This is a genomic window from Enterovirga rhinocerotis, assembly GCF_004363955.1.
Lineage (GTDB): Bacteria > Pseudomonadota > Alphaproteobacteria > Rhizobiales > Beijerinckiaceae > Enterovirga > Enterovirga rhinocerotis.
The window spans coordinates 1,012,918-1,032,375 of record NZ_SNZR01000013.1 but is presented as its reverse complement, the minus strand read 5'-3'; the positions used below and the strand labels follow the sequence as shown (position 1 = coordinate 1,032,375).

At 69.0% G+C, this 19,458-nt stretch carries 18 protein-coding genes and 1 tRNA gene; 14 read left to right on the top strand and 5 right to left on the bottom strand.

Going from position 1 to position 19,458, the window contains the following annotated elements; genetic code table 11:
* On the top strand, positions 1-1,284 hold a 1,284-nt coding region (locus EV668_RS16635), incomplete at its 5' end, for a recombinase family protein (RefSeq protein ID WP_133771949.1).
* 311 nt (positions 1,285-1,595) lie between these two features.
* Here the strand turns inward: EV668_RS16635 and EV668_RS16630 are convergent.
* Positions 1,596-1,685 (bottom strand) — tRNA-Ser (locus EV668_RS16630).
* Between the two features lie 310 nt (positions 1,686-1,995).
* On the opposite strand from EV668_RS16630, the gene EV668_RS16625 reads away from it, so the two are divergent.
* On the top strand, positions 1,996-3,393 hold the full coding sequence (locus EV668_RS16625; RefSeq protein ID WP_166652510.1) for a peptidoglycan-binding domain-containing protein: 1,398 nt from the start codon (positions 1,996-1,998) through the stop codon (positions 3,391-3,393).
* Between the two features lie 9 nt (positions 3,394-3,402).
* Here EV668_RS16625 and EV668_RS16620 read toward each other — a convergent pair whose 3' ends face one another.
* Positions 3,403-4,773, bottom strand: coding sequence for an MATE family efflux transporter (locus EV668_RS16620; protein WP_133771945.1), 1,371 nt, complete (start codon positions 4,771-4,773; stop codon positions 3,403-3,405).
* 78 nt (positions 4,774-4,851) lie between these two features.
* Between EV668_RS16620 and EV668_RS16615 the strand changes: the two genes are divergently transcribed.
* The 5 genes from EV668_RS16615 to EV668_RS16595 all read left to right on the top strand — a co-directional run bounded on the left by EV668_RS16615 (position 4,852) and on the right by EV668_RS16595 (position 9,468).
* On the top strand, positions 4,852-5,355 hold the full coding sequence (locus EV668_RS16615) for a MarR family winged helix-turn-helix transcriptional regulator (protein ID WP_245513241.1): 504 nt from the start codon (positions 4,852-4,854) through the stop codon (positions 5,353-5,355).
* A gap of 90 nt (positions 5,356-5,445) precedes the next feature.
* On the top strand, positions 5,446-6,864 hold the full coding sequence (locus EV668_RS16610) for a sodium:proton antiporter (protein WP_133771943.1): 1,419 nt from the start codon (positions 5,446-5,448) through the stop codon (positions 6,862-6,864).
* A 264-nt stretch (positions 6,865-7,128) separates the two neighbouring features.
* Positions 7,129-7,680, top strand: coding sequence for a thiamine pyrophosphate-binding protein (locus EV668_RS16605; RefSeq protein ID WP_208111562.1), 552 nt, complete (start codon positions 7,129-7,131; stop codon positions 7,678-7,680).
* Positions 7,677-8,288, top strand: a complete 612-nt coding sequence (locus EV668_RS16600) for a thiamine pyrophosphate-dependent enzyme (protein ID WP_245513239.1) — start codon at positions 7,677-7,679, stop codon at positions 8,286-8,288. Before EV668_RS16605 ends, EV668_RS16600 begins: the two co-directional genes overlap by 4 nt.
* Positions 8,289-8,493: 205 nt before the next feature.
* Complete coding sequence (locus EV668_RS16595; RefSeq protein ID WP_133771939.1) at positions 8,494-9,468, top strand: tripartite tricarboxylate transporter substrate binding protein; 975 nt, start codon at positions 8,494-8,496, stop codon at positions 9,466-9,468.
* 62 nt (positions 9,469-9,530) lie between these two features.
* On the opposite strand, the gene EV668_RS16590 is transcribed toward EV668_RS16595, so the two are convergent.
* Positions 9,531-10,265 (bottom strand): 2-keto-4-pentenoate hydratase, encoded by a 735-nt coding sequence (locus EV668_RS16590; protein ID WP_133771937.1) that lies wholly within the window; start codon positions 10,263-10,265, stop codon positions 9,531-9,533.
* A 1-nt stretch (position 10,266) separates the two neighbouring features.
* Entirely contained in the window at positions 10,267-10,872 is a 606-nt protein-coding gene (locus EV668_RS16585; RefSeq protein ID WP_133771935.1) for a glutathione S-transferase family protein, read from the bottom strand.
* 98 nt (positions 10,873-10,970) lie between these two features.
* Between EV668_RS16585 and EV668_RS16580 the strand changes: the two genes are divergently transcribed.
* Positions 10,971-11,402 carry a PaaI family thioesterase gene (locus tag EV668_RS16580; protein ID WP_133771933.1) on the top strand — a complete coding sequence of 144 codons (432 nt, stop codon included), beginning with the start codon at positions 10,971-10,973 and terminating at the stop codon, positions 11,400-11,402.
* Between the two features lie 98 nt (positions 11,403-11,500).
* Here EV668_RS16580 and EV668_RS16575 read toward each other — a convergent pair whose 3' ends face one another.
* On the bottom strand, positions 11,501-12,010 hold the full coding sequence (locus EV668_RS16575; RefSeq protein ID WP_133771931.1) for a DUF1269 domain-containing protein: 510 nt from the start codon (positions 12,008-12,010) through the stop codon (positions 11,501-11,503).
* 342 nt (positions 12,011-12,352) lie between these two features.
* Between EV668_RS16575 and EV668_RS16570 the strand changes: the two genes are divergently transcribed.
* The 6 genes from EV668_RS16570 to EV668_RS16545 all read left to right on the top strand — a co-directional run bounded on the left by EV668_RS16570 (position 12,353) and on the right by EV668_RS16545 (position 19,457).
* Positions 12,353-12,757 carry a TadE/TadG family type IV pilus assembly protein gene (locus EV668_RS16570; RefSeq protein WP_166652509.1) on the top strand — a complete coding sequence of 135 codons (405 nt, stop codon included), beginning with the start codon at positions 12,353-12,355 and terminating at the stop codon, positions 12,755-12,757.
* Positions 12,754-14,397: a TadG family pilus assembly protein gene (locus tag EV668_RS16565; protein WP_133771927.1), complete on the top strand. Its 1,644-nt coding sequence runs from the start codon at positions 12,754-12,756 to the stop codon at positions 14,395-14,397. The genes EV668_RS16570 and EV668_RS16565 overlap by 4 nt, the downstream gene beginning before the upstream one ends.
* Before the next feature lie 131 nt (positions 14,398-14,528).
* Positions 14,529-17,993, top strand: a complete 3,465-nt coding sequence (gene carB / locus EV668_RS16560; protein WP_133771925.1) for a carbamoyl-phosphate synthase large subunit — start codon at positions 14,529-14,531, stop codon at positions 17,991-17,993.
* A gap of 103 nt (positions 17,994-18,096) precedes the next feature.
* Positions 18,097-18,399: a type II toxin-antitoxin system Phd/YefM family antitoxin gene (locus tag EV668_RS16555; protein ID WP_133771923.1), complete on the top strand. Its 303-nt coding sequence runs from the start codon at positions 18,097-18,099 to the stop codon at positions 18,397-18,399.
* Positions 18,396-18,782, top strand: a complete 387-nt coding sequence (locus EV668_RS16550; RefSeq protein WP_166652508.1) for a PIN domain-containing protein — start codon at positions 18,396-18,398, stop codon at positions 18,780-18,782. The genes EV668_RS16555 and EV668_RS16550 overlap by 4 nt, the downstream gene beginning before the upstream one ends.
* Before the next feature lie 117 nt (positions 18,783-18,899).
* The gene (locus EV668_RS16545) at positions 18,900-19,457 is read left to right on the top strand and encodes a LemA family protein (RefSeq protein ID WP_133771920.1); all 558 of its coding nucleotides are present in this window, start codon (positions 18,900-18,902) and stop codon (positions 19,455-19,457) included.
* Position 19,458: the final 1 nt, after the last annotated feature.

The following is a 19,458-nucleotide window of genomic DNA, read 5'->3' as shown; positions in this document are numbered from 1 at the left end:
ACCCTGAACGTGCTCCTCTCCTTCGCCCAGTTCGAGCGGGAGGTCACGGGCGAGCGCATCCGCGACAAGATCGCCGCCTCCAAGAAGAAGGGACTATGGATGGGAGGACAGCCGGCCCTCGGCTACGACGTCCATCAGCGCAAGCTCGTCGTGAACGAGGCCGAAGCCGAGACGGTCCGCCACATCTTCCGGCGCTATCGCGATCTCGGATCCGTGCGCGAACTCAAGGCGGAGCTCGATGCGGCCGGCATCGTGAGCAAGGCGCGCATCGCGGCCGATGGCTCACCTTACGGGGCCAAACCCTTCGAGCGCGGGGCGCTCTACGCGATGCTGCAGAACCGGATCTATCGCGGCGAGATCGTCCATAAGGGTGCCGTGTATCCCGGCGAGCATCAGGCCATCCTCGACGAGGACCTCTTCGCAGCCGTCCAGGCAGCCCTCGCGGCCAACCGGACCGATCGCGCCGATCGCGCCGGTCGCGATCCAAGCCCACTCCGCGGCCTTCTCTTCGATGCGGATGGCGAGCGGCTGACGCCGAGCCATGCCCTGAAGAAGGGCGTGCGCTATCGCTACTATGTCTCCCGCCATCTGACGACCGGCGCCAGGACGGAAGCTCGGGGCGTACGCCTGCCCGCTCCCGGCATCGAAGCCATCGTCCGGTCCCGGATCGGAGCGCTGCTGACCGACCCGGCCGGCCTCGCCAATGTGATCCCATCGGATCACGATCAGGCTGCGATCATCGCGGCTGCCGCCCGACGGGCGAGCGAATGGCCTTCCCTCCCGGCCTCGGAGTTCGGCGCTGCCCTCGCCGACGTCGTCTCGCGCATCTGCGTCCTCGCCGACAGGATCGAGATCGCGATCAAGCCCGATCGATTCGCGGCCTGGATCGCAGGATCTCAACCGGCCGCGTCAGTGAGCGATCCCATCGTCATCGCCGCCCCCGTCCGGGTTCAGCAGCGGGGGCAGGAGATGCGGCTTGTCTTCGCCGACGACACCGAGAAGCCGGCCAGCCACGATGCGCTCGTCCGGCTGCTCGCGCGCGCCCATGGCATCCGGCGACGTCTGATCGAAGAGCGCCAGACCATCGACGAGGTCGCCAAAGCCGAGGACCTGATCCCGTCCTACGTCACCCGCCTCATTCGCCTGACCTTCCTCGCCCCCGACATCCAGGCCGCCATCCTGTCCGGCCGGCACGATCCCGATCTCACCGCCACCAGCCTCATGGCCGATACCCGCTTCGCCCTCTCCTGGGACGAGCAGCGCCGCCGGTTTGCATCCGCCTGAACCTCCGGCGGCATCCACCAACATCAGCCTTCACAAGATCGGCCATCGGCGGTGCTCGCCGTCCGGGCGCCTCGACCTGTCCAGAGACGAATTCTGGCGCATCCGGACTACTTGCCCGGCTGGCCAAACGGAGACGTCCGTACTGGCTCAAAGGGCCATCAGAGACGGGCGGCGAAGAATCTCGGATAGTCGGCGGCAGCGGGTCTCTGCCAGGACCGGCCCAGCAACCGCCTCGGCAAAGCCCCGGAAAATGCGAGGAATTCCAGCTCGCCAAAAGCCGAAAAGCGTAGCGTCTACAAATACTTAAGTCGTGGCGGAGGGAGCGGGATTCGAACCCGCGATACGGTTTCCCGTATACACACTTTCCAGGCGTGCGCCTTCAACCACTCGGCCACCCCTCCGGATCGCGCGACGCGCATCGGCGCCACGCGGATCGAGCCCGGTGCTCTATCGCCCGAATCCGCGCCATGCAACCGTCATCGTGTCATCGAGGCCGCCTTGGGGCGGGATCGCGCCGCTTCGTCCCGTCCCACCGGCGCGCGTTCTACGCTATGGCAGATCCTCGGCACGCGCGGAGCCGGTCTTCGCGGCGTCCCGTGACGAGATTCAAAGGGGGATCCGATGCCCGATTCACGCCGGCTTCGCGCGAGGCTCGCCATCGCGCTTGCGGGAGGATGCGCGATCCTGGCCCCACTTCCGGCACGCGCACAGATGTCGGCTCCTGATGCCGACCAGGCCGGGCAGGCGCTCCAAGCTCCCGCCGGCGAGGCGATGCAGGCCTTGGCGGAGCCCGCCTACGAGGCGGCCCGGGCGGCCTTCGAGGCGTTGCCGGAGGCGAACCGGACCGCCATCCAGGACGCGCTCGTCTGGACCGGGGATTACGCCTCGACGGCCGACGGCGTCTTCGGCCGCCGCAGTTTCGAGGCCATCCAGGCCTTCCAGCGACGGACGAAGCGGCCGGCGACGGGCGTGCTCGACAAGGCCGCGACCGCGACCCTCCTGTCGGCGGCCGCCCGCGCTCGCGGCGCGGCGGGCTTTTCCGTCGTGAGCGATCAGCCGACCGGGATCCGCATCGGCCTGCCGCTGAAGCTGCTGCCGAAGCGGAGCGCCAACACGGCCGGCGGGACGCGGCTCCAATCGAAGGACGACCGCGTCACGCTCGACACGCGCTCCCAGCCCGGCGACGCGGAGGAACTGCGTGCGCTCTACGAGCGCAACCTCGCGATCCGGACGCCCGGCCGCACCATCACCTACAGATTGCAGCGGCCCGATTTCGTCGTCATCGCGGGCGAGACGCCGGGCGGCCGCTTCTATTCGCGCTATGCCCAGCAGGGCGAGACGATCCGCGGCTTCTCGATCGGCTACGACAAGGCCCTGTCGGCCGAGTTCGACCGGATCACCGTCGCGATCGCCAACAGCTTCGACGCCTTCCCGGGCTCGGCGGCGCAGGTGGCGGGGCGCCCCGGCCTCGTGCCGCCCACGCGGCCAGGGACGGAGCCCTCGCTCGCGCCCGGCCGTCCTCCGGCCGCCGCAGTGACGGGTCTCGCCGTCGGAGCCCGGCGCGTCGTCGTGCCCGCCTCCATCCGGGAGACCTGCCCGGCGCCGCAGGTGGACGGGCAGCCGGCCCGGATCGTCTCGTCCGCCGGTGGCCTCGCGCTGCTCGAGACCTCAGCCCAGAGGCGGACGGTGCCGCTCTCCTTCGCCGCGAACCCGGCCGAGGGGCCCGGCGCCGTCCTGTTCTTCGCCGCGGGCGAGGGAGGCCGCCCCGTCGTCGCGCCGGCCGAATTCACGGCGAATGGCCGCCTCGTCGCGCCGCTCCAGGAAGGGGCCTCCGGTGCCGTCGCGATCGACCGCAGCGGGGCGGTGGCGGGCATGGTCGGCGCGGCCCCGAGCGGCCGGCGGGCGGTCGCCGGGCTCGTACCGCCCGCGAGCTATCCGTATATCGGCGCAGCCGAACTGCGTGCCCTGGCGGGCGGGGATGGGGAACCGCCGGCGACCGCCACGGAGGCCTCGCCCTCGATCGGAGGCGCGGCGGCCGCGATCCTTCCGGCACTGGTGGCTGTCACCTGCCCGGCGGCTGGCGGCCTCGCTCCGCCGCGCCGCCCCTGAGGCGCGGCCTCATTCGGCGGGAGACGGCCGCGCCCTCCTCTCGGGCGCCCATCCGCCGAGGAGAATCGAGCCGGCGGTGACGGCCGGGAAGACGAGGAGCGCGATCCCGAGCGCGAGAAAGACGCCGGCGAGCCCGGCGCCGGTCCGCAGCGCCACAAGGCCGCCGCCCACGGCGACCGCGACCCGAAGCAGGCCGCCGATCAGCGGCCAGCCGACGCGGCCCGCGCCCTGGGCGGCGAAGTAGAGCGCAAGGCCGAGCCCGAAGGCGCCGTAGAACGGCCCGACGATCCGCAGGTAGAGGGAGCCGGTCTCAATCATGGCCGGATCGTCCCCGAAGAGGCGCAGCCAGGCTTCGGGCCGGAGCGCCGCGGCGATCCCGATCGCTTCCGTGAGGAGACCCGCGATCAGCGCACCGGTCCAGGCGATGCGGAGCGCGCGCCGCCGGTCGCCGGCTCCGATCGCGGTCCCGACGAGGGCACCCATGGGCGAGCCGAGGCCGAAGACGAGCGGAACGAGCAGGTATTCGAGCCGAGCCCCGGTGCCGTAGCCGGCGACCGCCGCCGGCCCATAGGTTCCCGCGAAACCCGTCGCGAAGGCGATGGTCACGTTGGTGGTGACGCTGACGAGCGAGGAGATGACGCCGACCTTCAGGATCATCCCCGCCGGCGCCCAGTGCAGGGCGGGCGGGAGCGGCGTCGGGCGCAGCATGGTGCGGCCGGCCCACAGATAGGCGATGCAGGCGGCGGTGCCGGCCACGTAATACAGGACGAAGGCGATCGCCCCGCCGACGATGCCGAGCGCCGGGACCGGACCGCCGCCAAAGATGAGAAGGCGCGAGAGCGGGATCAGGATCACGGCGCCGATCACCATAACGGCGGCCGGGAACATCATGTTGCCGGTGCCGCGGATCACCGCCGCGAGAGAATTGAACAGCCACATGAACAGGATGCCGAGGAACACCGTGTTCGAATAGGTCAGGGCCGCCGCGAGCGAACCCTCGCGCCCGCCGAGCGCGGCGTAGAGGGCTGGGCCCGCCACGAGAGCGGCGACGGTCGTCGCGGCGCCGAGGAGAAGCGCGATGAGGGTCGCATGCCAGACGAGGGCATCGGCCTCGACCCGGCGGCCGGCGCCGAGGGTGCGCGATACGGCCGACATGATGCCGCCGCCCATCGCTCCGGCCGAGATCATCTGCACCATCATCACGACCGGAAACACGAGCGCCATGCCGGCCAGGGCGTCGGTGCCGAGTTGCGCGATGAAATAGGTCTCGATCAGCCCGATCGAGGCCTGGACGAGCATGACGAGCACGTTCGGGGCCGCCATGCGCAGCAGGGTCGGCCCGATCGGAGCCGTAAGCAGCCGCCGCGTCCTCTCGTCCATCCGCGATCCTTCGAGGCCCCAGACAGGCGCATATACGCTATTTGCATAGGCGCGCATACGCGTTTTATGAAGGACGCCATGACCACGATGCCGGACCCGGCCCAACCAGCGCCCGATGCCGTGCCCGGGAGCGACGGCGAGACGCCCTCCCCCCGACCCTCATCGCCCTGCAATTGCTTCGCGATCAGGTCGGCCGCCCGCCAGATCAGTCAGTTCTACGATCGGCATCTCGCAGGCACGGGTCTGCGCACCACGCAGTTCTCGGTGCTGGCACAGCTCTCGCGCGCGGGGCCGCTCGCGATCAACGAACTCGCCGTCCGGATGGCGATGGACCGGACGACGACGGGCCGCGCCCTCCGACCACTGGAGCGGGAGGGCCTTGTCGTCATCGGCCCGGGACGCGACGGACGCACGCGCGCCCTCAGCCTGACCGAGGCCGGACGGGCGCGCCTCGCCGAGGCCGTGCCGTTCTGGCGGGAGGCCCAGGCGGCGTTCGAGGCCCGGCTCGGACGCGAGGAGGCCGCTGCGCTGCGGGCTGCGCTCAAGCGCGTGCGGGATCTGGAGAGCGCTCCGACGACGTGACGGGCCCGTCGGCGGGCAAGCCTGGACCGGCATGCCCGCCGCACGTAAGGCAGGCCGAACGACACCGGCAGGACGCACGGAGCCCGACCGATGAACCGCCTGCCGCTCCTGCTTGTCGCGGCCTGCCTGACCCTGCTGCTGCCCGATCCCGCCCTCGCGGCCGGCCTCGACGGGCGCTCCTTCGGGCTCGTCTGGGCCCTCCCCTTCGCCGGGATCCTGCTCTCGATCGCACTCCTGCCCCAGCTTGCCGGCCATGTCTGGGAGCACCGGATGGCGGCGATCGCGGGGTTCTGGATCCTCGCGGCTCTGGTGCCGCTGGCCATCTTCCACGGAGCGGCGGCGGCGCTGGACGCGACGCTGCACGTCGTCCTGCTCGAATACCTGCCCTTCGTGCTCCTGCTGTTCGCGCTCTTCACCATCGCGGGCGGGCTCGTCGTCACGGGCAACCTGCACGGCTCGCCGGGCGTCAATACCGGCATCCTCGCCTTCGGAACGGTGCTGGCGAGCTTCATCGGCACCACGGGCGCCTCGATGGTGCTGATCCGGCCGCTGATCCGCGCCAACGACAACCGGCGCCACAACGTTCACGTCGTCGTCTTCTTCATCTTCCTCGTCTCGAATGTCGGCGGAGCCCTGACGCCGCTCGGAGACCCGCCGCTCTTCCTCGGCTTCCTGCGCGGCGTCTCGTTCTTCTGGACGACGACGCATCTCGTCGCGCAGACGGCCTTCGTCGCCGCGATCCTGCTCGGCCTGTTCTATCTGATCGACCGGCGCCTCTATGCCCGCGAGGATCGGGCGGCACCGAAGCTTCGCGATCCGACGCCGGATTCGCGGCTCGGCCTGCGGGGCGGGACGAACCTCCTCCTTCTCGCCGTCCTCGTCGGGGTCATCATCCTGTCCGGCGTCTGGCGGCCCGGGATCGGCTTCGAGATCGGCTCGGCCCGGCTCGAGTTGCAGAACCTCGTCCGCGACGGGACGATGGTCCTCCTCGGCCTCGCCTCCCTCGCGCTGACGCCGAAATCGAACCGCATCCAGAACGAGTTCAGCTGGGGGCCGATCCGCGAGGTCGCGATCATCTTCGCGGCGATCTTCATCTGCCTCGTGCCCGTCGCGGCGGCGCTGTCGGCCGGACGCGACGGCGCTTTCGCGCCGCTGCTCGGTCTCGTGACCCGCGCGGACGGCACCCCGATCGAGGCGGCCTATTTCTGGATGACGGGCGCCCTGTCCTCGGTCCTCGACAATGCCCCGACCTATGTCGTGTTCTTCGAGCTCGCGGGCGGAGACGCCAAGACCCTGATGGGACCGCTCGCCGGCACGCTGGCCGCCATCTCGCTGGGTGCCGTGTTCATGGGCGCGAACACCTATATCGGCAACGCGCCGAACTTCATGGTCTATGCGATCGCGCGCCAGCAGGGCGTCAGGATGCCGAGCTTCCTCGGCTACATGGCGTGGTCGGGCGCGATCCTGCTCCCGATCTTCGTCCTCGTCACGCTCGTCTTCTTTCTCTGAACCCGGTCCCCCAGGGTCTGGCCGGCAACTCTCCCTCCTCATCCTGAGGCGCCCCCGGGTTTTTCCCGGGGGCCTCGAAGGACGCATCGCGGGCGTGCGTGCTTCGAGGGCGGCCTTCGCTCGCCGCCTCAAGCATGAGGAGCGGCGTGTTTCCTGTTTCGAATTCGCCTGTCCGGCCAAGCAGGTCCAAAAGCCCCGATTGTCAGATTGACGGACAACCAAGGCCGACGGATAAGCGGCCGGAATAGGGAGAGAAGCGTGTCGATCGGCAGTATCAAAGCAGTCAGCGCCAATCCGACTTGGCCGGACGAGATCTATCAGGTCCTCAAGGAGGTGGGCGTCCAGCAGGTCGCGCTCGTCCCGGATGCCGGGCATACCCGCCTGATCAAGTCCTTCGAGGCCGACAATTCCGTTCGCGTCGTGTCGCTGACGACCGAGGAGGAAGGCATCGCGATGCTGGCCGGTGCCTGGCTCGGCGGCCAGAAGGGCGTGCTGCTGCTCCAGAGCTCGGGCGTCGGCAACTGCATCAACATGCTGTCGCTGCCGAACATCTGCCGGATGCCGCTGCTGATGCTCGTCACGATGCGGGGCGAGTTCGGCGAGTTCAATCCCTGGCAGGTGCCGATGGGCCAGGGCACGCAGCCGGCCCTCGAGTCGATGGGCGTCATCATCCGCCGCGCCGACAAGCCCGAGGACGTCACCCGCACGGTCGCGGGCGCGGCCCATCTGGCCTTCAACACCTGGCGACCGGTCGCGGTCCTGATCGGCCAGAACGTACTCGGCGCAAAGAACTTCAAGGAGATGGCCCAGAAATGACCTCCCCCATGGTGTCGTCTTCCAACCTCCTTCACCGCCGTGCCGTGATCGGCGAACTCCTGCGGGACCGTGGCGATCTCCTCTGCGTCGCCAGCCTCGGGGCGCCGAACTGGGACATCACCGCCGTCGGCGATCATCCGAACAATTTCCCGCTCTGGGGCGCCATGGCGGCCTCGGTGATGATGGGGCTCGGCCTCGCCATCGCTCAGCCGAACCGCCGCGTCATCGTCTTCGCCGGTGACGGCGAGATGCTGATGAGCCTCGGCGCGCTCGCCACGGTCGGCGCCCAGAAGCCGCGCAACCTCTCGGTCGTCGTGCTCGACAACGAGCGCTACGGCGAGACCGGCATGCAGAAGACCCATACCGCAGCGGGGGTCGACCTCACCGCGGTCGCCAAGGGCTGCGCCATCCCGACCTGCCTCACCGTCAAGACCGAGGCCGAAATCGCGGGCCTGCGCCGCGCCGTCTACGAGGGCGAGGGGCCGGTCTTCGCAACCGTGAAGATCGACCCCGAGGCCCTCCCCTTCGTCCTGCCTCCGTCCGACGGCGTCATCCTGACGACGCGCTTCCGGCAGTCGGTGCTGGGGAACGAGGCCTTGTACAACTGAGGCGGCGGGCTCCGCGCGCCCGGTCCCTCCCTCAAGGGCGGGCCCGGGTTGAAGCGGAGCTTCGAGCCGGGATGGGGACCTCGGCCGAGGCGCCACCCCACCCCGGTCGGCTGGCGCCGACCCGCCCTCCCCCGAAGGGGAGGGATCGACCCCGATGTGACTGCCGCAGGGTGAAAACACCCGCGGCCGAAAGGGAGGAAAGAGGATGCGCCGTTCGAGCCTGTTCCGGACCGCTCTCGCCTGCGCGGCCCTGGTCGCGGCCTTTGCCGCCGAGGCCCAGGCGCCCTGGCCCAGCCGACCCATCAAGCTCGTCGTCGGCTTCGCCGCGGGGGGCTCGACCGACGTCACTGCGCGCCTCATCGCCCAGGCTCTCTCGGAGCGGCTCGGGCAGCAGGTGATCGTCGAGAACCGGGGCGGCGCCGGCGGCAATATCGGCGCGGACGCGGTCGCGAAGGCCGAGCCCGACGGCTACACGCTCCTGCTCACGACGAGCACGACGCACGCGACCAACCCGAGCCTCTACAAGTCGCTGCCCTTCGACGTGCGGAAGGATTTTGCGCCGATCACGCTCACGGCCTTCATCCCCAACCTGCTCGTCATCCATCCGAGCGTGCCCGCGACGACGATCGACGAGCTGGTCGCCTATGCGAAGGCCAATCCCGACAAGCTGACATACGGCTCGGCCGGAAACGGCTCCTCGCAGCACCTGTCGGCGGAGCTGTTCAAATCGCTTGCCGGCATCCGCATGACGCATGCCCCCTATCGTGGCGGCGCGCCGGCCGTGACCGACCTTCTTGCGGGCAACATCCAGGTGCTGTTCGCGCCGCTCGTCGAGGTGCTGCAGCACGTCGAGGACGGCAGGCTGAAGGCGCTCGGCGTCACGACGGCCAAGCGCTCCCCTCTCCTGCCGAACGCCCCCGCCATCGGCGAGCGGCTGCCGGGCTACGAGGTCGCGCTCTGGAACGGGCTCCTCGGCCCGGCGAAACTGCCGAAGGACATCGTCGAGCGCGTCAACAAGGAGGCCGTCGCCTCCCTGCGCTCGGACGATCTCAAGGCGAAACTCGCCAAGCAGGGCTCGGAGCCCGTCGGCAACACTCCGGACGAGTTCCGCGCCTTCATCGAAGCGGAACTCGTCAAGTGGAAGAAGCTCGTCGAGATCTCCGGCGCGCAGGTGCAGTGACCTGTGCCAGGGCCTGACGCCCACCCTCCCCCGGAGGTAAGGGCAAGTATCGGGCTCCTACCCTACGCCCCGAAATCGATCTCCACCCGGCCGAACCCCGCGATCTCGGCCACGACCGCAGCCGAAGGCTCGACGAAGACGATGCCGCAGAGCGAGCCGGTCGTGACGTAGCAGCCGGCCTGCACGCCGCCGCGCGTGCGGCTGAGGCCGACGAGCTGGACCAGAAGCTCGAACGGCTCGCCGCCGGCATTGACCCCCTCGGCCGCGAAGACCTCGCGGCCATCGGCCGTGACCGTCACCTGGTGGCGGCCGAGAGGCCGGCCGTCATAGGGCAGACCTTCCGGCGCGTGCACGAAGCCGCCATTGCTCATGTTGTCGGCGAGCGCCCAGAGCTTGGCCTGCGAGGGCCAGGTATCGAAGCGGCTGTCGGCGATCTCGATCGCGGCATGGACCGAGCCGATGGCCGCACGGATCTCGTCCCGCGAGGGCATCCTGCCATCGGTCGCGAGATCGCGTCCGATCCGGAAGGCGATCTCCGCCTCGATGCCGCGCCGGATGAACTCCCCACCCGGCCAGCGGCAGGGCGAGGGCCGGACGAGGCCCTGCGCGATGGGCGCGGCCGCGCCGCCGCCCACCTTCCAGGCGCCGGGAGCGCCGAGCCCCCGCGCGACTTCGTCCTGGACGGCGTAGGCCTCCGCCTCGTCGCGCGGACCGGTGACGGGGATCGGGATCGGGTTGCGGTCGCGCCGTGCGGCCAGGAGGGCCTCGGCGGCCGAAGCGGGGGCGAAGTCGGTCATGTCAGGAGGCCGGATCCGTGGCGACCATGGAGGGCCGTGCGCCGAAGCGCTCGAACCAGCCGGACGCAGCCGGACGGCCCTCGCGCCAGCCGAGATCGGCGAAGCGGAAATCGAGATAGCCGAGCCCGCAGCCGATCGTGATCGTGCCGATGTCGAGCCGGTCGCCGGCATCGGCGAGGATCGCCTCGAACCGGTCGAGCGCATCCTCGACCTTGGCCATCTGGCCCTGGATCCAGGCGTCGAACCGGCCGCTATCCGACCGCAGCGTCATCTCGTAGCGGGTCAGCAGCGCCGCCCCGAGGAGGCCGTCGGCCAGGGCCTGCTCGGTGATGGCGCGCCAGCGCGCATCCCCGGTCCCGAAGAGGGCTCCGCCGGCCGTCGCGTCGAGGTATTCGCAGATCACCCGGCTGTCGTAGAGCGCGCGGCCATCCGCGAGCGTCAGGGTCGGCACCTGGCCGAGCGGGTTCTCCACCCGGATCGCATCGTTGCGGTCGATCGGGTGAGCCGTGGTTTTGACGATCTCGATCCGGTCCGCGAGGCCGAGTTCATGGGCGACGACCATCACCTTGCGAACGAAGGGTGACGATGGGGAGTGATGCAGCTTCATCGGGACTGTCGAGCTCCTGGCGCCGGCCTCTGCGGCCCTTGCTTGAAACACCCAACCGCATCGCCCATCAAGCGGCTCCCGCCACGACAGGACGCTGAATGACGATCTTCGGAGCCACCATTCCCTTCGCCGACCATTGCGGCATCGAGGAGATCGGCGTCGTCGACGGCACGACGCGGCTGCGCGTGCGCCCCCAGCCCCACCACCTCAACAATATCGGCATCGCGCATGGCGGCCTCGTCGCGACGCTGCTCGACATCGCCATGGGGACCGCCTGCCGGACGCAGATCGGCTGTCCCGTCATGACCCTCGACATGCAGATCGCCTTCCTCGCGCCGGGCCGGGGCACGCTCATCGGCATAGGCCGCGTCGTGCGCGCGGGGCGATCGATCCTGTTCGTCGAATCGGAGGTCCGGTGCGAGGAGGACGATGCCCTCGTCGCCAAGGGCAGCGGGCTCTTCAAACCCGCACGCCGCGCCGGCCCCGCCGACGCTTCGGAACCCGTCACGGGCCTCCCGCCCTCATCCTGAGGAGAGGAGGCACCGGCCCCTTCGCAGCCCGGCTTCGCCAAGCACTTCAGGAGAAGACAGCCAGATGGCCCGGCCACGCCCCGGGCCGATCAGCCTGATCAGGCTGCGGACGGCGCCGCGAGCGGCTGCCCGGCGAGCGCATCGCGCAGGGCCTGCTCCTTGCTGTGGTCGAGCGAGGTCTTCAGGACAACGCCGCCGGTGCCCCGCAGATGCTCGAGCACCTTGTCGCCGGTCACACTCTGCACGAGCACGAAGAGCGCCGCGTTGCCGGGCTGAAGCGTCTCGCCGAGATTCTTCATGAACGCGTCGTCGATGCCGAAATCGGACAGCGCCCCGCCGAGCGCGCCGGAGGCCGCGCCGACCGCAGCGCCGACGAGCGGCATCAGGAACAGAGTCCCGATCAGAAGCCCCCAGAAGCCGCCGGACACGGCTCCGACGGCGGTCGTGTTCATCAGCTGATTCAGCTTGACGTGCCCGCTCTCGGTCTTCGTCCCGATGACCGCGTCGCCGATCTGGATGAGATACTCTTTCTGGAGTTCGAAGAGCCGCTGGCGGATCTCCTCCGCCTTCTGTTCGGTCGGATAAACGACGACAACGAGATCAGACATCCAGCGCTCCTAGTGATCCACCGGAAGGCCCGTTCGGCCTCCCGGACGAGTATCGCAGATCGGACGACGGTGGGAAACGTCGGCGCGCCGCGACCGTGGCGCATGGTCGGAACGGAGCGAACGCGGCAGCGAAAGCGTCGGATTATCGGATCATTTTCGACAACTTCGCACTCCCCGCGCACGCCTCGACAGCTTCGGGCGGAAATATATCTCAAGTCTACGAAGTCGTTTACGAAGTTTCAATCTGCCAGACCGATCCTTCAGCTTCACGGCATGGCGCGGGGTTAAGAATTGACCCTCGTAGACAGCAGAGAACTGCTTTTCAGAACCGCAAGACGCATTGTGCGGTGCAACGCCGGCGCGTCGGCCGTCGAGTTCGCCCTCGTCTCGCCCATCCTGATCGTGATGCTGTTCGGCATCATCGCGTATGGGCTCTACTTCGCGGCCGCCCATTCTCTTCAGCAGATCGCAGCGGAGGCCGCACGCGCCTCCGTCGCGGGTTTGAGCGACGCCGAGCGCCGGGAACTCGCCCGCCGCTCCGTCTCCCTGGCGCTGGCGCCGCCGTCCCTTCTGCGCGCCGAGCACGTGACCCTGCAATTCGGCACCGATGCCGCCGATCCCTACGTCTACATCGTCTCCCTCAGCTTCGACGCCCGCGTGCTCGGGATCGCCCCGCTGGCCGAGATCATCCCCGTCCCGAACCTGGTCCTGACCAAGTCGGCCCGGGTGAGGCGAGGCGGGCTATGAGGCTGATCGAAACCTGGCGCCGTGACAGGCGCGGCACCGTCACGATCCTGTTCGCCGCGTCGGCCGTCGCCATTTTCGCGAGCGCGGCGCTCGCGCTCGACCTCATCACCATCTGGAATGCCAAGCGAAAGCTGCAATCGGCCGTCGACATCGCCGCCATTCTCGCCGCGGCCAATCCGGCCGCCGCCGCCGCGACGGCCCGGACCAGCCTGGCCGATAACGGATTCTCGGCCCAGGCACCGACGGCGCAAGTCACGGTCGGCAGCTATGTCGCGACGGCAACGACCGCGGTCGCCGCCCGGTTCGTGGCCAACGCGGTCCCGATCAACGCGGCGCGGGTCGCCCTGTCATCGACCGTCGGCACGACCTTCTCGCGCGTTCTCGGCCTGCCCTCCAGCTACCCGATCAACGCGATCGCGACCGGCGCGACGGCGAAGCTCGCCTCCTTCACCCTCGGCTCGCGGCTCCTGTCGGTCGAGGGCGGCATCGCCAACGCCCTTCTCGGCGCACTCACCGGGCAGACGATCTCCCTGACGGTGATGGATTACAACGCCCTCGCCAATGCGCGCGTGGACGGGACCGGACTGCTCGACGCCCTCGCGCTCCGTGCCAACATCACGGCGGCCAGCTACGAGGAGGTCGCATCCGCCAATGTCTCGCTCGGCCAGGTCCTGACCGCCCTGCGCACCACCGTCCCGGGAGGAAGCGCCGCGGAGGTCCTCGGCCGGCTCTCGGGGGCCCTTGGGGGCAGCACGGTCGCCAACATCCCGGTCTCCTCGCTGATCAATTTCGGGGACGTCCCACTCCCGCCGCGCGCCCTCACGAGCGGGGGCCCCGCGATTCCCGTCCTCGCGACCATCCTCAACGCAGCCGCGATCGCCAACGGCGCTCGGCAGGTCTCGATCGATCTCGGCCCGTCGATTCCCGGATTGCTGGAGACCCGCATCACCGTTTCGATCGGCGAGAAGCGACAGAGTTCGGGCCTCGTCTCGGTCGGCAGCCCAAAATCGACGATCCGGACGGCCCAGACCCGGATTCTGATCGAAGCGAAGGTCAATCTCGTCGGGGTCGGCAAACTGTCTCTCCCCGTCTACGTCGAGGCTGCGTCCGCCGTCGGCACGCTCGTATCCGTGTCCTGCCCCTGGACGGATGCCGGCACGAGATCGGTGTCGGTCGAAGCGAGACCGGGCGTGGTCCAGCTCGCCGTCGCGGATGTCGCGACGGCGTCGATCGACCCGTCCCGTCCCTCGCCGTCCTTCAGCGGCGGCGGCCGCATCCTGGCGCTGCCGCTCCTCAGCGTTACGGGGTTCGCCCAGGCCACCTGGGATGCCCCTCACGCGCGCACGCTGACCTTCACCGAAAGCGACATCACGAACCGAACGGCGCGCAGCGTCGCCTCCTCGAAGCCCTTCGGTTCGCTGACGGGCCATCTCCTGTCGACCCTGCGTCTCGAGCTGAACGGGTTCTCGCTGCTCGATCTGCTCGTCGTCCGGCCGCTCATCATCTCGACGCTGCAGGGGCTGGCCGGCCCCATCGACAGCGTTCTCGATGCCACGCTCTCCCTCCTGGGCATCCAGCTCGGCATCGCCGAGGTGACGGTCGAGGGAACCCGCTGCGACCAGGCGGTGCTGGTCCAATAGCGCCTGCCGGGCCCGCACCACCTTTCCCCCGCCTGCGGCCCCTGATACATGGCCCGCTTAGCCAGTTTCACCACCCGAACGGACGTGCGCCCGCGAGGACGTGCGCCCGCCGGGCGCGTCCGCGAGTCCCCATGCCCAAGCGCACCGACATTTCGACCATCCTGATCATCGGCGCGGGGCCGATCGTCATCGGCCAGGCCTGCGAGTTCGACTATTCCGGCACCCAGGCCTGCAAGGCCCTCCGCGAGGAGGGGTATCGGATCGTCCTGGTCAATTCGAACCCGGCGACGATCATGACCGATCCCGACCTCGCCGACGCGACCTATGTCGAGCCGATCACGCCCGAGATCGTCGCCAAGATCATCGAGAAGGAGCGTGGCGACCGCTCGAAGGGATTCGCTCTGCTGCCGACCATGGGCGGCCAGACCGCGCTCAACACCGCTCTCTCGCTGAAGAAGATGGGCGTGCTCGACCGCTTCGACGTCGAGATGATCGGCGCGGACGCCACCGCGATCGACAAGGCCGAGGACCGCTCGCTCTTCCGCGACGCGATGGCGAAGATCGGGCTCGCGACGCCGAAATCGGCCCTCGCGAACCCCTCCGCGCTCAAGAAGGCGGACCGCGAGAAATACCTCGCCGAACTCGAGGTGGCGCGGGTCGAGGGGCGCGAGGCGGAGTTCGAGGCCGGCTGGGCGGCCGGCGAGAGCGACCGGCGCAAGCGCTACCTGGAATACGCCCTCGGCCAGGCGCTTCAGGCCCTGTCGATCGTCGGATTGCCGGCCATCATCCGCCCCTCCTTCACGCTCGGCGGCACGGGCGGCGGCATCGCCTATAACCGCGAGGAATTCCTCGACATCGTCGAGCGCGGCCTCGATGCCTCGCCCACCAACGAGGTCCTGATCGAGGAGAGCGTCCTCGGCTGGAAGGAATACGAGATGGAGGTCGTCCGCGACAGGGCGGATAACTGCATCATCGTCTGCTCGATCGAGAACGTCGACCCGATGGGCGTCCATACGGGTGATTCGATCACCGTCGCGCCGGCCCTGACGCTGACCGACAAGGAATACCAGATCATGCGCGACGCCTCGATCGCGGTGCTCCGCGAGATCGGCGTCGAGACCGGCGGGTCGAACGTCCAGTTCGCGATCAACCCCGTCGACGGGCGCATGATCGTGATCGAGATGAACCCGCGCGTGTCGCGCTCATCCGCCCTCGCCTCGAAGGCGACCGGCTTCCCGATCGCCAAGGTCGCCGCCAAGCTCGCCGTCGGCTACACGCTCGACGAGATCGACAACGACATCACGGGCGGCGCGACCCCGGCCTCGTTCGAGCCGACGATCGACTACGTCGTCACCAAGATCCCCCGCTTCGCCTTCGAGAAGTTCCCCGGCGCCGAGCCGACGCTCACCACCGCCATGAAGTCGGTCGGCGAGGCGATGGCCATCGGGCGCACCTTCCAGGAATCGCTGCAGAAGGCGCTGCGCTCCCTGGAGACGGGCCTGATGGGTCTCGACGAGATCGAGATCGACGGGCTCGGCCGCGGCGACGACCACAATGCGGTGAAGGCCGCCCTCGGCACCGCGACGCCGGACCGGCTGCTCCAGGTCGCCCAGGCGCTGCGCATGGGCTGGAGCCACGAGGAGGTCTACGAAAGCTGCCGGATCGATACCTGGTTCCTGGAGCAGCTCCAGGCGATCGTCGACCTCGAGGCGAAGGTGAAGGCCCACGGCCTGCCCCAGACCGCCGGCGCTCTCCGCCAGCTGAAGCAGGCCGGCTTCTCCGATGCGCGGCTCGCCGTGCTCTCCGGGCAGGACGAGGCGGCCGTGCGGGAGCTGCGCCATCGGCTCGAGGTGCGGCCCGTCTTCAAGCGGATCGACACCTGCGCCGCCGAATTCGCCTCGCCGACGGCCTATATGTACTCGACCTACGCCCCGCCCTTCGCCGGCGCTCCCGCCGACGAGGCGCGGCCCTCGGACCGCAAGAAGGTCATGATCCTCGGCGGCGGGCCGAACCGGATCGGCCAGGGCATCGAGTTCGATTATTGCTGCTGCCACGCCTGTTTCGCGCTGCGCGACGCCGGGTTCGAGACCATCATGGTCAATTGCAACCCGGAGACGGTCTCGACCGACTACGACACCTCCGACCGGCTCTATTTCGAGCCCCTCACGGCCGAAGACGTGCTCGAGATCATCGACGCGGAGCGCCGTGCGGGAACGCTGCACGGCGTCATCGTCCAGTTCGGCGGCCAGACGCCGCTGAAGCTCGCCAAGGCGCTGGAGCGGGCGGGCGTTCCGATCCTCGGCACGACGCCGGACGCGATCGACCTCGCCGAGGATCGCGACCAGTTCAAGCGGCTCCTCGACAAGCTCGGCCTCAAGCAGCCGATGAACGGCATCGCCTATTCGGTGGAGCAGGCGCGGCTCGTCGCGGCCCAGCTCGGGCTGCCCTTCGTCGTGCGGCCCTCCTACGTCCTCGGCGGCCGGGCCATGGCCATCATCCGCGACGAGGAGCAGTTCGCGGACTACCTCCTCGACACCCTGCCCTCGCTGATCCCGAGCGACGTCAAGGCGCGCTATCCGAACGACAAGACCGGGCAGATCAACACGGTCCTCGGCCAGAACCCGCTGCTCTTCGACCGCTATCTCTCGGATGCGATCGAGGTGGATGTCGACGCGCTCTGCGACCGCACGGACGTCTTCGTCGCCGGGATCATGGAGCATATCGAGGAGGCGGGCATCCATTCGGGCGATTCGGCCTGCTCGCTGCCGCCGCGCTCGCTGTCTCCCGAACTCATCGCCGAACTCGAGCGCCAGACGCGCGAACTCGCGCTCGCCCTCGAGGTGGGCGGGCTGATGAACGTCCAGTACGCCATCAAGGACGGCACGATCTACGTGCTGGAGGTCAATCCGCGCGCCTCGCGGACCGTGCCCTTCGTCGCCAAGGTCGTCGGCCAGCCGATCGCCAAGATCGCGTCGCGCATCATGGCCGGGGAGAGCCTCGCCTCCTTCGGCCTCGTGAAGAAGGACCTCGATCATATCGGCGTGAAGGAGGCCGTCTTCCCCTTCGCGCGGTTCCCCGGCGTCGACGTGCTCCTCGGACCGGAGATGCGCTCGACGGGCGAGGTCATCGGCCTCGACCGCTCCTTCGGGACCGCCTTCGCGAAATCCCAGCTCGGCGGCGGCACCAACGTTCCGCGCGGCGGCTCCGTCTTCGTCTCGGTCAAGGACGGCGACAAGGAACGCATCCTGCCCGCGATCTCGATCCTGGCGAAGCTCGGCTTCCGCATCCTCGCGACGCGGGGGACGCAGCGCTTCCTGTCGGAGCACGGCATCGAATCCGCCCGTGTGAACAAGGTGCTGGAAGGCCGGCCTCATATCGTCGACGCCATCAAGAACGGCGACGTCCAGCTCGTCTTTAACACGACCGAGGGGGTCGGCGCCCTGTCGGATTCGCGCTCGCTGCGCCGCGCCGCTCTGCTGCAGAAGGTGCCGTATTACACCACCCTCGCCGGCGCGATCGCGGCGGCCGAAGGCATCCAGGCCTATAAGGCGGGCGATCTCGAGGTGCGCGCATTGCAGAATTACTTCGCGGCCTGAGCAAACCTGTGAGGATCGGCGAGGATCATCCAGCCGGAACCGGTCCTCGCGGTGAGGCGCACCTGTTCTTGACAGGGTGGCTACTGGTGGCCACCTTGTTTCGATGCGGCGCGTCGGCATCAAGGCTCTGAAGAACAACCTCAGCCGCTATGTCCACGCGGCGGCCGGCGGGGAGCGCGTGCTCGTGACAGACCGCGACAAGGTGGTGGCGGAGCTGGTGCCGCCGCAACAATGCGGCGCCTCGTCCGAAGACGACGTCGTGGCGCGTGGAGCGCGCGAAGGCTGGCTGACGCCACCCAAACGGCATGGCCCGCTGCCGGACCGGGGGCCAAGGCCGCCGGACCAGCCCACGATCACGTTCGAACGCCTCATGGAGGATCTGGCGCGCGACCGGGAAGACAGGTGATCTATCTCGACAGCTCGGTCGCTTTGGCGGAGATCCTCCTGGAGACGCGGCGACCGGATGCCGGCTTCTGGCGGCAGCGCCTGTTCGCAAGCCGCTTGCTGGAATACGAGGTGATGAACCGCCTTCATGTCTATCGCGGCGGCCTCTTCGACCACACCAGAGCGCGGGACATCCTGGATTCTCTCATCCTCCTCGACATGTCGCGCGAGGTTCTGGATCGGGCGTTGAGCCCATTTCCGGTTCCGGTCCGGACGCTCGACGGCCTGCATCTGGCGACGGCGTACCGGATGCGCGAGCGAGGCGTCCCGGTCGAACTCGCGAGCTACGATACGCGTCTCCTGCACGCAGCGGCCGCGCTTGGCCTTCCCGCCGCGTCGCTCTGAACCGTCTCGGGCGAGGAGGACCGTCGACCGCGCTCCCCACGCCGACGAAACACGCGCGCAAGACGGCCGCGCTATAGACGTCGCGAAGCGGCCGCCGGACGGCCAGGAGGGGCAGCGATGGAATGGGTCGTCCTTGGTATCGTCGTGGTGGCCGTGCTCTGGCTGATCATGACCTATAACGGGCTGGTGGCCATGCGGCAGCGGGCCGCCCAGGCCGAGGCCGATATCGACGTCCAGCTCAAGCAGCGGCACGATCTCGTGCCTAGCCTCGTCGAGGTCGTGAAGGGCTATGCGAGCCACGAGAAAGGCACGCTCGAATCGGTCATCCAGCTCCGCAACGCGGCGATGAGCGCGTCGAACCCCGCCGACGCCGCCAAGACCGAGCAGGCTCTCACGGGCGCCCTCGGCCGGCTGATCGCCCTCGGGGAGGCCTATCCGGACCTCAAGGCGAGCGCGAATTTCCAGACGCTCCAGGAGCAGCTCATGGACGTCGAGAACAAGCTCGCCGCTTCGCGCCGCTTCCTCAACAACGCCGTGTCCGAATACAACGCCGCCATCGAAGCCTTTCCCGCGGCCCTCTTCGCGCGGAGCATGGGGTTCCAGCCGAAGACCTTCTACGATCTCGGCGAAACGCAGCGGCAGGCGCTCGACGCGCCGCCGGCCATCAAGTTCTGAG

Coding starts and splice junctions, on each gene's coding strand:
- EV668_RS16545 (WP_133771920.1), top strand. CDS start 18,900: ATGGAATGGGTCGTCCTTGGTATCGTCGTGGTGGCCGTGCTCTGGCTG.
- EV668_RS16615 (WP_245513241.1), top strand. CDS start 4,852: ATGACCACGATGCCGGACCCGGCCCAACCAGCGCCCGATGCCGTGCCC.
- EV668_RS16555 (WP_133771923.1), top strand. CDS start 18,097: ATGCGGCGCGTCGGCATCAAGGCTCTGAAGAACAACCTCAGCCGCTAT.
- EV668_RS16590 (WP_133771937.1), bottom strand. CDS start 10,265: ATGACCGACTTCGCCCCCGCTTCGGCCGCCGAGGCCCTCCTGGCCGCA.
- EV668_RS16610 (WP_133771943.1), top strand. CDS start 5,446: ATGAACCGCCTGCCGCTCCTGCTTGTCGCGGCCTGCCTGACCCTGCTG.
- EV668_RS16580 (WP_133771933.1), top strand. CDS start 10,971: ATGACGATCTTCGGAGCCACCATTCCCTTCGCCGACCATTGCGGCATC.
- EV668_RS16565 (WP_133771927.1), top strand. CDS start 12,754: ATGAGGCTGATCGAAACCTGGCGCCGTGACAGGCGCGGCACCGTCACG.
- EV668_RS16625 (WP_166652510.1), top strand. CDS start 1,996: ATGTCGGCTCCTGATGCCGACCAGGCCGGGCAGGCGCTCCAAGCTCCC.
- EV668_RS16600 (WP_245513239.1), top strand. CDS start 7,677: ATGACCTCCCCCATGGTGTCGTCTTCCAACCTCCTTCACCGCCGTGCC.
- carB (WP_133771925.1), top strand. CDS start 14,529: ATGCCCAAGCGCACCGACATTTCGACCATCCTGATCATCGGCGCGGGG.
- EV668_RS16585 (WP_133771935.1), bottom strand. CDS start 10,872: ATGAAGCTGCATCACTCCCCATCGTCACCCTTCGTTCGCAAGGTGATG.
- EV668_RS16575 (WP_133771931.1), bottom strand. CDS start 12,010: ATGTCTGATCTCGTTGTCGTCGTTTATCCGACCGAACAGAAGGCGGAG.
- EV668_RS16595 (WP_133771939.1), top strand. CDS start 8,494: ATGCGCCGTTCGAGCCTGTTCCGGACCGCTCTCGCCTGCGCGGCCCTG.
- EV668_RS16620 (WP_133771945.1), bottom strand. CDS start 4,773: ATGGACGAGAGGACGCGGCGGCTGCTTACGGCTCCGATCGGGCCGACC.